The 14,024-nt window shown below is 67.4% G+C and carries 16 protein-coding genes; 7 read left to right on the top strand and 9 right to left on the bottom strand.

The window, feature by feature from the left end:
- Positions 1–40: 40 nt before the first annotated feature.
- Positions 41–523 (top strand): tRNA (N6-threonylcarbamoyladenosine(37)-N6)-methyltransferase TrmO, encoded by a 483-nt coding sequence (tsaA, locus tag F8E02_RS04325; protein ID WP_317064241.1) that lies wholly within the window; start codon positions 41–43, stop codon positions 521–523.
- Between the two features lie 576 nt (positions 524–1,099).
- Here the strand turns inward: tsaA and F8E02_RS04320 are convergent.
- The 3 genes from F8E02_RS04320 to F8E02_RS04310 all read right to left on the bottom strand — a co-directional run bounded on the left by F8E02_RS04320 (position 1,100) and on the right by F8E02_RS04310 (position 4,489).
- Positions 1,100–1,258 carry a rubredoxin gene (locus tag F8E02_RS04320; protein WP_317064240.1) on the bottom strand — a complete coding sequence of 53 codons (159 nt, stop codon included), beginning with the start codon at positions 1,256–1,258 and terminating at the stop codon, positions 1,100–1,102.
- An 85-nt stretch (positions 1,259–1,343) separates the two neighbouring features.
- Positions 1,344–2,924: an ATP-binding protein gene (locus F8E02_RS04315; protein ID WP_317064239.1), complete on the bottom strand. Its 1,581-nt coding sequence runs from the start codon at positions 2,922–2,924 to the stop codon at positions 1,344–1,346.
- A 65-nt stretch (positions 2,925–2,989) separates the two neighbouring features.
- The gene (locus F8E02_RS04310; protein WP_317064238.1) at positions 2,990–4,489 is read right to left on the bottom strand and encodes an MFS transporter; all 1,500 of its coding nucleotides are present in this window, start codon (positions 4,487–4,489) and stop codon (positions 2,990–2,992) included.
- A gap of 36 nt (positions 4,490–4,525) precedes the next feature.
- Between F8E02_RS04310 and F8E02_RS04305 the strand changes: the two genes are divergently transcribed.
- Positions 4,526–5,746: an MFS transporter gene (locus F8E02_RS04305; protein WP_317064237.1), complete on the top strand. Its 1,221-nt coding sequence runs from the start codon at positions 4,526–4,528 to the stop codon at positions 5,744–5,746.
- Here the strand turns inward: F8E02_RS04305 and F8E02_RS04300 are convergent.
- From F8E02_RS04300 to F8E02_RS04280, 5 genes are all read right to left on the bottom strand, one after another.
- Entirely contained in the window at positions 5,736–6,110 is a 375-nt protein-coding gene (locus F8E02_RS04300) for a DUF5518 domain-containing protein (protein ID WP_317064236.1), read from the bottom strand. The genes F8E02_RS04305 and F8E02_RS04300 overlap by 11 nt on opposite strands.
- 52 nt (positions 6,111–6,162) lie before the next feature.
- Entirely contained in the window at positions 6,163–6,501 is a 339-nt protein-coding gene (locus tag F8E02_RS04295; protein WP_317064234.1) for a DUF5518 domain-containing protein, read from the bottom strand.
- A 61-nt stretch (positions 6,502–6,562) separates the two neighbouring features.
- Positions 6,563–7,507, bottom strand: coding sequence for a carbamate kinase (gene arcC / locus F8E02_RS04290; RefSeq protein ID WP_317064233.1), 945 nt, complete (start codon positions 7,505–7,507; stop codon positions 6,563–6,565).
- Positions 7,508–7,511: 4 nt separating this feature from the next.
- Positions 7,512–8,810, bottom strand: a complete 1,299-nt coding sequence (locus F8E02_RS04285; RefSeq protein ID WP_317064232.1) for an arginine deiminase family protein — start codon at positions 8,808–8,810, stop codon at positions 7,512–7,514.
- 4 nt (positions 8,811–8,814) lie between these two features.
- Positions 8,815–8,979: a hypothetical protein gene (locus F8E02_RS04280; protein WP_317064231.1), complete on the bottom strand. Its 165-nt coding sequence runs from the start codon at positions 8,977–8,979 to the stop codon at positions 8,815–8,817.
- A 172-nt stretch (positions 8,980–9,151) separates the two neighbouring features.
- Between F8E02_RS04280 and F8E02_RS04275 the strand changes: the two genes are divergently transcribed.
- Positions 9,152–9,352: a hypothetical protein gene (locus F8E02_RS04275; protein WP_317064230.1), complete on the top strand. Its 201-nt coding sequence runs from the start codon at positions 9,152–9,154 to the stop codon at positions 9,350–9,352.
- A 118-nt stretch (positions 9,353–9,470) separates the two neighbouring features.
- On the opposite strand, the gene F8E02_RS04270 is transcribed toward F8E02_RS04275, so the two are convergent.
- Positions 9,471–9,962, bottom strand: a complete 492-nt coding sequence (locus F8E02_RS04270) for a hypothetical protein (protein ID WP_317064228.1) — start codon at positions 9,960–9,962, stop codon at positions 9,471–9,473.
- Between the two features lie 356 nt (positions 9,963–10,318).
- On the opposite strand from F8E02_RS04270, the gene F8E02_RS04265 reads away from it, so the two are divergent.
- From F8E02_RS04265 to F8E02_RS04250, 4 genes are read left to right on the top strand one after another with little or no spacing between them, the layout of a single operon-like run.
- Positions 10,319–11,269, top strand: a complete 951-nt coding sequence (locus F8E02_RS04265; protein WP_317064227.1) for an ATP-binding cassette domain-containing protein — start codon at positions 10,319–10,321, stop codon at positions 11,267–11,269.
- Positions 11,270–11,275: 6 nt separating this feature from the next.
- Positions 11,276–12,112 (top strand): ABC transporter permease, encoded by an 837-nt coding sequence (locus F8E02_RS04260; RefSeq protein WP_317064226.1) that lies wholly within the window; start codon positions 11,276–11,278, stop codon positions 12,110–12,112.
- A 24-nt stretch (positions 12,113–12,136) separates the two neighbouring features.
- Positions 12,137–13,000 (top strand): DUF4097 family beta strand repeat-containing protein, encoded by an 864-nt coding sequence (locus F8E02_RS04255; RefSeq protein ID WP_317064225.1) that lies wholly within the window; start codon positions 12,137–12,139, stop codon positions 12,998–13,000.
- A gap of 57 nt (positions 13,001–13,057) precedes the next feature.
- Positions 13,058–13,981 (top strand): chemotaxis protein CheW, encoded by a 924-nt coding sequence (locus F8E02_RS04250; RefSeq protein WP_317064224.1) that lies wholly within the window; start codon positions 13,058–13,060, stop codon positions 13,979–13,981.
- The last annotated feature ends 43 nt before the right edge of the window (positions 13,982–14,024 follow it).

Below are 14,024 nucleotides of genomic sequence, written 5' to 3'. Positions count from 1 at the left end.
GACACAAACCCTCTTTGTCCCGCCGGGTGATCGGTACCGCATGACCGGAATCACCTTCACCCCCATCGGGGTTGTCCACTCCCCCTTCCGCGACCCCCGCAACATGCCCATCCAGCCCGTCGGCGCCCGGGGCGTCCGGGGCACGGTCGAACTCGACCCCGTCTATGCTGCCGGCGTAAAAGACCTCGCGGGGTTCTCCCGGATCATCCTCCTCTACCACCTCCACCGCTCGGAGGGCTACACGCTCGAGGTGGTCCCGTTCCTCGATACGGCGCCCCACGGTGTCTTTGCGACCCGGGCGCCCCGCCGCCCCAACGCCATCGGGCTCTCGATCCTCAGACTGGTCGCCGTCGACGGCACGACGCTCCACGTCGAGGACGTGGATATCCTGGACGGGACGCCGGTCCTCGATATCAAGCCCTACGTCCCGGCCTTCGACGCTTACCCCGACGAACGGGCCGGATGGCTCGCCGCGGGTGCGGAGGACCCCCGCACCGTGCGGTCGGACGGCCGGTTCTGCTGACCGCCGGAGGTTATGACCGTCCACCGCTTGAGCGGACGATCCGGGCAGAAGACTTCGGCACTGCGGAGATGGCGTTTGCGGGCTCGGCCGCCTACGGGATCGACCGCGAGATGGAGCACCTCGCCGGGCAGGAGATCCACGAGGAGGGGCTCCGGGTCTTCCGGTTCGGGTGAGGCAGGGTGCCTGCTCCGGGCTTCATACACCCTCTCGATACGCCCGGTCACCAGAGAGTTGTATATGGCCTCACGCTGGCCTCACGCGAAGCCGCGAAGAACGCGAAGTGCGACGGTTCGTAGAACAGAAGTTTGAGAAGCCATCAGGCTTCGAAGGACTACGGCCCTAAGGGCCGGAGTTCGAGCACCGCCAGGTGTGAGATGCGAGCATAGCGAGCATGAGCACTGCCAGGTGCGAAGGAAGCTGTCAGTACCCATGCAGGCTTCGCGTCTTCGCGCCTTCGCGTGAGCCGATGATGCCGGGATAATTTTGCAGGCTATTTGATCTCGGTGAGCGGGATTCAACAAAGCCAAAAATTGGTGGTCAAAATTTCTTTCAGGGATCAGAACGGGTCTGCCGCCTTCAGAGCTTCGTAAACCGGCTCTTCGGCGCACCGCACCGGGGGCACCGCCAGGTGTCCGGGAGGTCTTCGAAGGCCGTGTTCGCCGCGACGCCGTGGGCGGAGTCGCCGATCGCGGGATTATAGACGTAGCCGCAGAGATTGCACCGGTATGAATCCATCAGTCATTCACCTTCTTCCCCTCCCGGCCCGCGGCCGGCGGGGGCGTAGACTGATCGTTGACTTCGGATAGGATAAGCGCTCCGGTCAGGGAATCGGGAAACGGAGCTCCTTTCCCGTGCAGCCGTCGAGGACGAGCGAGCGGCTCCCACGCTCCGACGCGAACCGGACCAGGTAGACCGGGTAGTAAAACGTCCGAAAACCGACGATCTCCGCCGTCGGCTCAAGCCCCTTCAGGACGGTCCGGAGCGAGGCCTCCGTGACCCTCGGCGCCGGGGGGTTCTCCCGGAGCGGCTCCATCGGGAGATCCGCCCCCGGTCGGAGGGCGGAGAGCGCCGGGGCCTCCGCCGAGAGGAGGGGGACGTAGACCAGTGTTTCGCCCACCGTCTTCATCTCCGTGACGAGCTTCGCCATCTTGAGGCTTTTCACCGCCTTCTTCACCACACCGGGGGGGAGGCGGGTTCCGGCCTCGATCTCGGTCAGCGTCGAGCCGCCGTTCGCAAGCCCCGATACGATCCTCACCGCGGCCTCATCGAGCCCCAGGAGTTCCGAGAACCCCGGCCGGACCTTCAGCCCCCGGTCAACCTCGACGATGCAGCCCGTCTCGCCGTCGACGACGAACGATGCCGTCCGGGTCGTCTTCCGGATGAGCCCGCCGACATAGCGGACCTCCAGGCGGTGGAGAGGCCGGTAGGCCCGGTCGGCCGAGACGATCCGCTCTTCAGGTTCGAGGACCAGGAACCGGCGTTTCCGTTTCCCCATCGCAATATCGAGCGCCTCTTCCCTGATGAGGACCGGGACCACGGCATCCCCGCACGGGGCATCTACCGGGACAGAACCCATGGAGGAGGGAGGCTTCCGGGAGCCGGCGCACGGTCCGGGCACGGCCGGCTCCCCGGCATCAAGGCGGGGGGTCAGTCCCCGGTGCTCGCAGAGCCGGGCGCCAAAGCGCATCCTCACCTGCTCCCGGGCAAGCCCGCCCATCACGAAGAACTCGCCGGGCTCGAGCTCCGCGAGTTCGGCGGCTTCTTTTCTGGACGCAAAGAAGAGGGCGACGGCCCTCAAGTCGTTCTCGATCGAGAGTCTCCCGAGGATCTGGTTGTTGCACTGTGACAGAATATTCTTTGTCACGAGCGACGGCCGCTGGGTCGCGACCAGGAGGCCGAGCCCGCGTTTGCGCCCCCGGCGGGAGATCTCCTCGATCTCTGCGACGGACTCCCCCGACTGCGGGATGAACTTGTCCGCCTCCTCGACGATCAGGAGATACGGCTGCTTCAGACGGCTCTCAAGGTCGTAGAGGATCCCGGCAAGCCGTGCCGCCTCTCCCCGCATATCCGCGGCCTCCGAGACGTCGAAGAGCACCGCCGTCCGCGAGCAGATCGCGTCCTGCATCAGGTCTATGAGGTTCGTCTGCCGGATATCCGCGTCGCACCCCGCGCCGGTGCCGATCCAGAGAAGGGAGAACCGGTCTTTGAGCGAGAAGTACTCTCCCTCCGTGTCGATGAGACAGAACCCCACCCCAGCCTCGAGGAGCCGCTCGCAGAGGACCGCAATGCCCCAGCTCTTCCCGGCACCCGACTGCGCGATGATGCAGGTCCGTCCCGTGACCAGCTCCTGGGCATCGACGGCGATCTCCCGGTCGCCGGCCCTCCCGATGACGAGGTCCATCCGATAATGAGATCACAGGATGCCCGGCGCTTTAACGCTTAGCTTCCGATCCAGGGAGCCCGGTTTCACGATTCAAGCAGAACCGAGCGGCATCTGTTCCTTCTGAGCGAGAGGACGACCCCGAAGACCGAGAGGATCCCGAAGGCGAGGAAGAGCAGCCGCACGCTCAGGAGAAATTCCGGGAATATCGCCGGCGTCACGGTGGTCGAGCCCATGATGACCGCAAAGACGACGAGGACCGCCCCCATGCTGAGCATCATCCCCATCGACCGCATCATCGCCGTCATCGCCGATGCGCTCCCGTAGAACCTCTTCTCGACGCAGCCCATGATGGCCGTGGTGTTCGGGGACGAGAAGAGGCCGAGCCCCACGCCCAGGAGGACCAGGAGAGCGAGGATCGCGGCGACCGGCGTCGTCTCCGAGAGAAGGGCGAGGCCGAAGAGCCCGACGGCCGAGATCCCCATCCCCACCGAGGCGACGTGGCCGGGCTGGACGCGGTCGGCCAGGCGGCCCGCCACCGGGGCGACGAAGACCTGGACGATCGGCTGGACCAGGAGGAGAGTGCCGGCAGCGACCGGCTCGTAGCCCCGGATGTACTGGAGGTAGAGGGAGAGGAGGAACCCGATCGCGAACGTGGCGCTGTAGTTGATCAGGGCGGCGGCGTTCGAGGCGGCAAAGACCCGGTTCGAGGTGATGAGCGAGACCGGGAGGAGGGGGCAGGACTGCCGCCGCTCTACCCGGAAGAAGGCCGCGCCGAGGACGATCGCCGCCGCGAGAAGCGTCACCCCGACAGGCGTTGCCGCCGAGGCCAGGCCCAGGAAGAGGCAGAGGATCAGCGCCGAGGAGAGGACCAGGCCGGGGATGTCGAACCGCTCGCGCTGCCGCTCGTTCAAGAACGCCGGGAATCTCTTCGCGTAGAAGAGCGCCGGGACGGCGAGGAGCGCGGTCACGATGAAGATGCTCCGCCAGCCGAGGAACTGGGTCAGGGCGCCGCCGAGGAACGGGCCGAGCGAGAGCCCGGCGTAGACCGCCGTCGTATTCAGCCCGATCGCGTAGCCCCGCTCGCCCGGCGGGTAGAGGTTGGTGATCAGGGCCACGCTGTTTGCGTAGATCATGGCCCCGCCGGTGCCCTGGATGAAGCGGAAGACGAGGAGCATCTCGATCGAGGGCGTGAAGATGGACAGAAGGGACCCGACGGTGTAGACCACGACACCGGCGAGGAAGACGGTGACCCTCCCCCGGGAGTCGCCGAGCCGCCCTGCCGGGAGGAGGAAGATGACCGAGGCGAGGAGGTAGGCGCTCGAGACCCAGGCGAGCGCGGCGGCGTCCGCGAAGAACTCGGTCCCGATGGCGGGGAGCGCCAGGTTGATCGCCGAGCCCGTGAACGGGTTCAAGAACGTCACGATCGTGACCAGTATCAGGATGAACCGCCGCGAGTAGGATTGAGCCCCGTCCTGTTCCGCTGTCGTCCCTTCACGCCTCCCGTAGAGTCCGATCCCCGCCCCGGAGATATGGAGTATGGGCGGCAGAGAGAGATAAGGGCACTGCTGCCGTGCGTGGAGCACCTTTTATACGAGGCACCCCACTAGACCGGAGGAAGCATGCCCGACGATCTCCCGGACGACCCGGAGGAGGTCCGCGACCTCTCGGTCCGGCTCATCCTCCTCCTCGGCGCGGTAAGCCTTCTCGGGAGCCTGGTCTCGAACGGCGCCCGGAGCGTCACCGGCCCCTACATCCTCCTCCTCGGGGGGGGCGCAGCCGTGGTCGGGCTGGTCGCCGGGTTCGGCGAGTTCATCGGGTATGCACTGCGATCCGCTACCGGCGTCTACGTCGACCAGAGCCGCAGTTACTGGAAGGTGGCGATGGCCGGCTACGGCCTGCTCGTCACGATCCCGGTCCTCGCCGTCGCCGGGCGCTGGGAGTCCGCAGCCCTGCTCATCATCGCCGAACGGGTAGGAAAGGCCATCCGGACACCGGCACGGGACACGATCCTCTCCCACGCGACGACGTCCGTGGGGAGAGGGTGGGGGTTCGGGATCCACAAGGCGCTCGACCAGATCGGCGCGGTCATCGGGCCGCTGGTCATGGTCGCCGCCCTCGCCCTCACCGGCGGCTACGCTCCGGGGTTTCTTCTGCTCGGGATCCCGCTCGTCGGTCTTGCGATGATGCTTCTCTTTGCCCGCTCCGTCGTGCCGAAGCCGGGGCACCTGGAGGCGGACGGGGGAGACCGGGAGACCGGCAGCGATCTGCCCGGGATCATGCCGTATGCCACGTTCATCTTCCTCGGCATGGCCGGGTTCGCGAACTTTCCGCTCATCTCCTTCCACTTAAAGGCCCAATCGATCATTCCCGATGCCGCCATCCCCCTCTTCTACGCCGCGGCGATGGTGGTCTCGGTCGTCGTGGCGCTCCTCGTCGGGCGGATCTTCGATCGCGTCGGCACTCACACGCTCCTTGCCATCCCGGTTCTCAGCACCGTGACGGTCCTGCTCGCCTTCTCGCTCACTCCGGGTCTCGCGCTTGCCGGGTCGCTCATCTGGGGGGCCGGGATCGGGATCTTCGAGACAGTTCTCCGGGCATCGATAGCGGAGTCCACGGCGGCGAACCTGAGGGGACAGGTCTACGGTACCGTGAGCGCGGTCTTCGGGACGGCGTGGTTCGTGGGGAGCGCCGTGATGGGAGTCCTCTATGACGTATCGCTGGGCCATATCGTCGCGTATGTCGTCATCATCGAGACCGCGGCGGTCGCCGCCTACCTCTGGATGTACCGCTGCCGGATCGCGATGCGCCTCCAGGAAGGTATCGGCAACCTCATCCCCTGATCCGCCGGCGCCCGGTCGTCCACGCCTTGAGCGCCCCGCCGACGGCGCCGCCGATTGCACCGAGGATCCCGAAGTAGAGGGCGAGGGCAAAGAGGAGAACAGAGACTCCGAGGCCGAGCAGGGTGCCGAGCGGGCCGAGGAGCGCCGTCCCGCCGACGACGGCGACGACCGAGAAGATCGCGGCGACGACGAGGCCGTCGAGAAGCCCGGCGAGCGCGCCCCTGACCGCACCGGGAGGGCCGAGGTAGCCGCCGACGATCCCCCCGAGGATCGGGCCGGCTACGGGAAAGAACGGGCTCACGAAGAGCATGAAGAAGAACCCCACGAGCGCCGAGACCCAGTATGAACCCCCGCCTTCTGCCAATTCCTGCCTCCGTCTTCGGGGAGGGGAGTCCTCCCCGTGGTCAGCCTGCTGATTACCGCCGGATCGCGCCGGCGATGACGCCGCCGATCAGGGAGAGAAGCCCCTGGTAGACGAACGCCGCCACGATGATGACGAGCGACGTGCCGAGGCCGGCGATGAATCCGAACGCCCCGAGAAGCACCGTGCCGCCGATGAGGAGGAGCGCCGCGATGACGATGGCACCGAGGATGCCGGCAAACAGCCCGGCCTTTGCACCGTTCGCGATCCCGCGCCCCGACATCCATCCTGCGACGAACCCGCCGACCAGCGGCCCGATCACCGGCAGGAGGAAACCGAGAATGAGTCCCACGAGCCACCCGACGAGGACGCCCGTCCAGAAGTTATCCGCCATATCTTCCTTCACCGCCGGGAATTCGGGGATACACTATATAATGCTTGGGGTGGGGAGGCGGTCATAAGCGGATCCGGGTCCCCGCCCGTCCGGCGAGGGCTCCGGCGGCCGAATCGAGCGATGCGATGGTTGCCCGCTCTCCGCCGGCCTCGAGAAACCCGACGGCCGCTTCAACCTTCGGCCCCATGCTCCCGGCCGGGAACTGCCCCGCCGCGAGGTGGCGCCTCGCCTCTGCAACCGTCATCTCACGGATCTCCTGCTGGTCCGGCCGCCCGTAATTCAGGGCGACGCGCTCGACGTCGGTCAGGAGGAGGAGGTCTCCGGCACCGATGAGCCGGGCGAGGAGCGCTGCGGTGTAGTCCTTGTCCACCACCGCCTCGACCCCGCACAGAGCGCCGCCGCTCTCCCTGACCACCGGAACGCCCCCGCCGCCCGCGGCGATCACGACCACGCCCGCGGCAAAGAGCCGGGCGATCGCCTCCCCCTCGACGAGGGCGAGGGGGCGGGGCGAGGGGACCACCCGCCGGCAGCCCTGCCCCGGCACCTGCGCCATCCGCCAGCCCTTCTCGCGCTCTATCCCCCGCGCCTGCATCGCCGTGCAGGTCGGGCCGATGGGCTTCTCCGGGTTCTCGAACGCCGGGTCGCCGCCGTCGACAAGGGTCCGGGTGAGGACCGTCGCGACCGGCATATCGAGCCCGGTCTCGATGAGCGCCTCGCCGAGCGCCTGCTGGAGCAGGTAGCCGATCATCCCCTGGCTCTCCGCTCCGCAGACATCGAGCGGCATCGGCGGGAGGACATCCTTCGCGATCTCGTTCCGGAGAAGGATATCCCCCACCTGGGGCCCGTTCCCGTGGGTGACGGCGACCGCGTAGCCGTCACGGGCGATCTCAGCGATCCGCCGGGAGGCACGGCGGAGGTTTGCAAGCTGCTCTTCTGCCGTCCCGGCCTCCCGGTGCTGCAGGATGGCGTTGCCGCCGAGCGCGATCACCACGGCCTTCTCCGGCATCCCGCTACCCCCGCTCCAGCGTGCAGGTCATGCAGTGCGGGCCGCCGTACCCGCCCGTCAGGTGCTCGAGACGGAGCGGCACGACCTCGATACCGTGATTGTAGAACGCCTTCCGGTGCGGGAAGAACTGTCCCTCGCCCCGGATCCGGCGATAGTCCTCCTCCGCGTGCCGGAGGAGCCGCCCGTACCGCTGCGGGTCGCGGGCGGCTTTCCGCTCCAGGTTTTCGAGGACCGTCCGCATCACCCGCTCCCCCTCCACCGCAAGGATGCTCCCGTCGCGGACGCAGAGGATGTTCGCGGCGTAGGAGAGCTGTTCGAGGATCGAGAGGTCGATCACGGCAAACCCTTTCGACCGGACGTAGTCGTAGAGGTTCGCGGTCCCGCCCGCGGGCTCGTACTCCCCGCCCGCCCGGCGGTAGACGTCGACCTGCGCCCGCCGCAGGAGGACCTCCGAGCCGATCACCACCCCGCTCCCCGCGACGTTGAAGTAGGTGTCCAGGTGCATATCGACCATCGGGTCTGGCCGGTCGCTCGGTATGAGCGGGTGGCCAGGCTGGCGGACGACGCCGATTTCGTCGAATACGGGGTCGAAGCCGAGGAACTGGCGCACCCCTTCGGCGTTCGTCCGGTCCCCGGTCCCGACGAGGGCGAACTCCCCCATCGGCATGAAATCGCCGCCCTCGAACGTGCCGGGCTCCCGGATTGTCCCCGCGAGGGGGATGCCGAGGGTCTCCCAGAGGAACCCCGTGATCTCGGGCTCGCGCAGGCGCTGCTGCTTTGCCGGCCGCCCGACGACGAGGCCCCGGCCGGTCATCGCCTGCTGGTCGCGCATGAAGTAGAGGTTCGCGAGCGGCTGGTGCTCCAGGATATGGACGTCCGCCCCGCCGCCGGCCCGTCCCAACCCCACGTCCATGACCGGGTTGACGAGGAGGAGGGTGAAGAAGTGCTGCGCATCGAGCGCCGCGGCGTTCTGCTCCATGCGCCGGCGGGCCTCCGCCACCTCGCCCGCCCCGCCCCGGAGGGTGACGGTCCCGTGCGCCCGCTCGACGAGTTGCCGGCGGACCTCCGGGTCGCGGTCCGCGGATTCAAGGATCGTCTCCTCAAGATGCAGGACCCGGACCCCGAACTCCTCGCGGAGGGTGCGAACGAGGGCATCGTGCTCCCGCCGGGCCCCGGAGCGGCTGAACGCCCGCTCGTAGAGAGCCCCGTAGGGATCCAGCAGCCCGAAGAACATCTCGATCCCCGGCCGGTGGACGGCCGCCTTCCGGAGCGGCTCCCACTCCGCCCGCACGCCCGTCGCCATCCCCTCACCGCCTCCGGCGTGGAGCGATGAAGAAGACCGCGAGCATCACCCCGGCGGCCGTCGCTGCCGCGAGGAGCCAGTTCACCCGACCGCCGAGGGTGAAGCTGATCCCGGCATAGACCGCAAACGCCAGCGCGCCGTAGAGGAGGGTCCGTAGATATCGATGCATCTCTGGAAGGCTCCTCCCGGAGAGGGGATAAACCTGTCGCGGCGCAGGCCCATGCCACCCCGGGGCTCCCGCATTCGTCCTCAGGGCTCGGGGGACCATAAGAATTAATATTCACGGAAACAATCAAAACACAAAACGATCTTAACAAGAAGAGGTATGAGGAGGTGCTCACATGAAGATCAGGCGCTATAAGCCCATCATTTCCGCGACCGTAAAGCCGTTCAGGGCAGTGCGGCGGCTGCAGCGCAACCCGACCTATACTCCGCTCAGGATCGGCGCGACGGTGAACGCCGCCGTCCTCGCAGCCCTCTCGGCGACATCGGCCATGTCGGGGCTGACGCTCGGGTGCTGCATGCGCCTCGTGGGGCTCTGAGACCCCGCATTACAGAGGCGGGAAGACCGGTGAAGTAAGCGTAGATTCGGGTATGTCTGTCGTCCGGATATGCCGATCCACGCGAAGGCGGCCGGTTATCGATACCCTTTTTTTCAGGTCACAGCCCGAGGAGATCCATCACCCGGAGCCCGAACCCGACCATTCCCGCCCGCAGCGTCCCGATCAAGGTATTCCCCTCGATCGTGACCGTCCCGTGCTTCATAGCCGACCGGAAGACGGCGAAGGGGCGGTCGGAGGTCATGACCTCCCTGACCGTCGCGTTGTCGGCCGTCACCGTGACCATCGGGTCGGGACACCCTTTTGCATCGAACTGGACGATCTTGCGGTCCTGGAAGGTGACCCCGATGACCAGCACGCCGTCGGGGGAGGTGATGTGGAGGTTGACCTTCTCGTCCTCGAACGGCCCCGTCACCCATCCCGGCAGCCGGTCGGCATACTCGTTGTAGGTCAGGGTGTACTCCCGCATCGCGAAGAGGAGGTTCACCTCCGCCGGCGTCAGGTCGGCGTTCGCGACGACGAGCCCGCCCGCCGACGCCACGAGCGCCGCCGCCGCGAGGAGGGCGAGGGCGGCGGGGAGGGGACGGGTCACCGGGCCCCTCCCGCCCGCTCTCCATGCTCTGGCACGCCGGGCCGGAAAGCGATGCTCTGCCGGGCGTGGGGGCCGGAATCGCCGGCGCCGGTGAAGAGGATGCAGCCGTGCACGCCAGTCTCTGAGGATGGATTGGGGGCGTTCCGGTATTTCTGGCTTTCTATAATCCGCGGCTGCATCAGGGGAGACCGGGGGCGATTCCACCCCGGCATGGAGAGCGGGCGCCCGGCAGGGAGGGAGGGGGCGGACCGTGCGGCCCGGCGCATCCGGGGAGGGAAAGGGAGATATGGCAGCACCATGCATGTGGGTGCAGAGCGCGGACGGTCCCCGCACCGGTGCGGGACCGGAAGGTGGCCATGGGAGAGGGTGATATCATCGAGGTGCACGACCTCGAGCATACGTTCGACGGCGTGGAAGCGGTGCGCGGCATCAGTTTCACCGTCCGGAGAGGCGAGATCTTCTCCTTCCTCGGCCCGAACGGCGCCGGCAAGAGCACCACGATCAACATCTTAACGACGCTCCTCCCCCTCCAGAAGGGCACGGTCCGGGTCGCCGGCTACGACGTCGCACGGGAGGCTCCGGAAGTCCGGAAGGCCATCGGGATCGTCTTTCAGGAGGACGTGCTCGACCGCGACCTCACGGTCTGGGAGACGATGGAGTTCCACGGCCGGCTCTACGCCATCCCCCGCGAGGAGCGGCGGCGGGGGATCGAGGACCTGCTCAGGATCGTCGAGCTCGACGCCAAACGGGACGAGCGGACGAAGAACCTCTCCGGCGGGATGAAACGGCGGCTCCAGATCGCCAGGGGGCTGATGACCCGGCCGGAGGTCCTCTTCCTCGACGAGCCGACGCAGGGGCTCGATCCCCAGACGAGGATGCGGATCTGGGAGTACATCAGGGAGGTGAACCGGGCGGGGACGACGATCTTTCTGACGACGCATTACATGGAGGAGGCCGACATGCTCTCGGACCGGATCAGCATCATCGACTACGGGAAGATCGTCGTCTCCGGCACCCCGGAGACGCTCAAGAACGCTCTCGGCGAGGACGTCGTCTACCTGGAGACCGCCGACGACAGGAGAGCGCGGGAGAGCCTCCGGGACATCCGCGAGATCCGGTCGATCTCGGAGTCGCCGCGAGGCCTCTCGATCACGATATCGGCCGACGGGAGCCACTGCCTCCCGCGGATCGTCGATAAGGTCCGCGGCGCCGGGGTCGGGATCTCGAGCGTGAACTTGAAAAAACCGACGATGGACGACGTCTTCGTCCATTACACCGGCAGGGAACTGCGCGATACGGGGGCCTGACGACAGGTGGCCTGGGAGTTCCTCACCGTCTACTGGCGGGAGATGATCCGGTTCGTCCGGTTCAGGGCGCAACTCTTCTCGTCGCTCCTGCAGCCAGCGCTCTGGATGGCCTTCTTCGGGGTCGCGATGTCCTCGAACCTCGACCGGTTCACCGCGGCCGTCCCGGTCCCGGCGGGCGTCATGCCGGTCGACTACCTCACTTTCATGGCCGCAGGGGTGATCGCGATGACGACCCTCTTCACGAGCCTCTTTGGAGGGATGAGCCTCCTCTTCGATAAGAACTGGGGGCTGATGCGGGAGATGCTCGCGAGCCCCATGCCCCGGACCCACATCATGATAGGGGTCGGCCTCTCGGGGATGACGCGATCGTTCATCCAGGTCGCGATCATCATGGCGTTCGGGCTCCTCCTCGGCGTACAGTTCTTCCCCGGCTTCCCGATCACCCGGATAGCCCTCTCGATCCTCGGGATCTTCGCCTTCGTCGCCGCCTTCTCGTTCGGGTTCCTCCTCTTCTCCTCGACCATCTCGATGCGCCTTGAGAGCCCCGAAGGGCTGCAGGGGATCATGACGCTCCTCACCCTGCCGCTCTTCTTCGTCTCGAACGCCCTCTACCCGATCCAGGCCTTCCCGCCGATCCTGCAGGTCCTCTCGATCTACAATCCACTGACCCACCTCGTCAACGGGGTCCGCTACTTCGCCCTCGGCAGCGATTTCTTCGCCGTCGGCGCCCGCTACACCTACACCACGGCCGACGTCCTCGCATCGTTCGCCTACCTCCTGGTCTTCGCGACGGTGATGTATCTCCTCGCCCGCCGGACGTTCCAGCGAGCGGTAGTGACATAAAGAAAGACAGAGAGAGAGGAGACTATGCAGAAGACGGGTTACGCAGCGCTGGCGCTGCTGGTCCTCGCCGCCGCCCTCTCCTCCGGCTGTACCGGGGTGCCGGGCCTCGAGGCGACGGAAGAGTTCAACCGGACGGTAGCGGTGGAGCCGGGGAGCGGGATCACCGTTATCAACCACAACGGCGGCGTGAACGTAGACGTCCGGGAGGGGGAGGCCGTCAGCATCAGGGCGGTCAAGCGGAGCGCCTACGGCGAGAGCGAGCTCGACAAAGTCCGGATCGAGGTGACGGAGGGCGACCCCCTCCGGGTTGAGACGGTCCGGACCGGGTTAAACCCGCAGGTGAGCGTGGAGTATACGATATCCCTCCCGCCCACGGTCGTCCTCCGGCAGGTCGAGAGTTCGAACGGCCCGATCACCCTGTCGGGCGTGCGGGTGAACGAGACGGACCTCCTGACGTCGAACGGTCCCGTCCTCGTCGACGGCGCTCCCGGCGGCGATCTCGCGGCGGTCTCCTCGAACGGGAGGATCGAGGTGCGGGGCGCCGAAGGATACGTCGCCGCAACGACCAGCAACGCCCCCATCACGGTGGAGAGGTCGGGAGGCGTCACGAGTCTCGAGACCTCGAACGGCCGGATCTCGGCGGAGATCCCCGCCCTCCGGGGCGACGTGGATATCAGGACCTCGAACGGCGCCGTCGCCCTCCGGCTCGCGGAGGACCTCGACGCCCGGCTCGTCGCCGTCACCTCGAACGGCCGGATCGCAGCAGACAACCTCTCGCTCCGGCTCGACGAGTCTTCGGGAACCCGGCTCGTCGGCACGCTCGGCAGCGGGGGGCCGACGATCGCCGTCACCACCTCGAACGGCGGGATCGACCTCTCGGCACTCTGACGGGGGCCGGACTCCCGTAACCATTTATATCCGTCCAGGACCCACCCTCAATCAGCCATGAGCCGCCCCGACCTCCTCTCCTTCACCGTCGCGGGAGTGACCTGCGCCCTCCCCCTCGCCGCCGTCCGGCAGGTCACGAGCATGGTGGCGCTCTCCCCGGCCGGCACCATGAACCTGCACGGCAGGGCCGTGCCGGTCTACTCCGCCCGGACGCTTCTCGGCCTCCCGGAGAAGCCTCCCCATCCCTCGGAAGTCCTGATCGTCGTCAGACCCGGCCCCGACTGCGCCGCCGTCCGGGTGGACGGGGTTCGGGGGGTGCGGGAGAACACGGCGCCGCCCGGCGAGAGCGGCGTCCTCCTCGGCGAAGACGGAACGGTCCTCATCCGCGACCTCCCCCTCTTCCTTGAGGGGGGCGCGGCCGGACGGCTCCCCCTCACCCCGACCGGTGAGGAGGCCCTCCCGGAGACCGGGAGAGCGGCCTCGATCCTCGCGGAGCGGGCAGAGGCGCTCGCGCAGCCGGAGGAGGAGCCGCACCAGACCGCGCTCTCCGAGATCCTCACCTTCAGAATCGCCGACCGGGAGTACGCCGTCGAGACCCGGTACGTCCGGGAGGTCTTCATCGTCCGCGAGATCACCCCGGTGCCCGGCGTGCCCGATTTCATCGTCGGGATCTCCGCCGAGAGAGGCGAGATCGTCTCCATCGTCGACCTCGCGCGGCTCTTCTCGCTCCCGGGACGGGGACTGACCGAACTCAACAGGGTGATCGTCCTCTCCGACGGGGCGATGACGTTCGGGATCCTCGCCGACTACATCACGGATATCGGCACCACGCCGACCGGCGATCTTGCGCCCGTAAAACCCGGCGCGACGCCGATCGCAGGACGGTACCTCCTCGGCGCCGCGGACGGCTCGCGGATCGTCCTCGACGCCGCGGCGATCCTCGCCGATCCCGCGATGGTGATCTGCCAGACATCCCGATAATAAGGTCATATTCCGGATCAGACAGCGCAGGCAGCCCGGCCCA

It is taken from the genome of Methanoculleus caldifontis, from assembly GCF_032842345.1.
Taxonomy (GTDB): Archaea; Halobacteriota; Methanomicrobia; order Methanomicrobiales; family Methanoculleaceae; genus Methanoculleus; species Methanoculleus caldifontis.
This window is presented reverse-complemented; position numbering and strand designations above follow the sequence as displayed.

Coding starts and splice junctions, on each gene's coding strand:
- tsaA (WP_317064241.1), top strand. CDS start 41: ATGACCGGAATCACCTTCACCCCCATCGGGGTTGTCCACTCCCCCTTC.
- F8E02_RS04305 (WP_317064237.1), top strand. CDS start 4,526: ATGCCCGACGATCTCCCGGACGACCCGGAGGAGGTCCGCGACCTCTCG.
- F8E02_RS04255 (WP_317064225.1), top strand. CDS start 12,137: ATGCAGAAGACGGGTTACGCAGCGCTGGCGCTGCTGGTCCTCGCCGCC.
- F8E02_RS04265 (WP_317064227.1), top strand. CDS start 10,319: ATGGGAGAGGGTGATATCATCGAGGTGCACGACCTCGAGCATACGTTC.
- F8E02_RS04275 (WP_317064230.1), top strand. CDS start 9,152: ATGAAGATCAGGCGCTATAAGCCCATCATTTCCGCGACCGTAAAGCCG.
- F8E02_RS04315 (WP_317064239.1), bottom strand. CDS start 2,924: ATGGACCTCGTCATCGGGAGGGCCGGCGACCGGGAGATCGCCGTCGAT.
- F8E02_RS04295 (WP_317064234.1), bottom strand. CDS start 6,501: ATGGCGGATAACTTCTGGACGGGCGTCCTCGTCGGGTGGCTCGTGGGA.
- F8E02_RS04250 (WP_317064224.1), top strand. CDS start 13,058: ATGAGCCGCCCCGACCTCCTCTCCTTCACCGTCGCGGGAGTGACCTGC.
- F8E02_RS04280 (WP_317064231.1), bottom strand. CDS start 8,979: ATGCATCGATATCTACGGACCCTCCTCTACGGCGCGCTGGCGTTTGCG.
- arcC (WP_317064233.1), bottom strand. CDS start 7,507: ATGCCGGAGAAGGCCGTGGTGATCGCGCTCGGCGGCAACGCCATCCTG.
- F8E02_RS04285 (WP_317064232.1), bottom strand. CDS start 8,810: ATGGCGACGGGCGTGCGGGCGGAGTGGGAGCCGCTCCGGAAGGCGGCC.
- F8E02_RS04320 (WP_317064240.1), bottom strand. CDS start 1,258: ATGGATTCATACCGGTGCAATCTCTGCGGCTACGTCTATAATCCCGCG.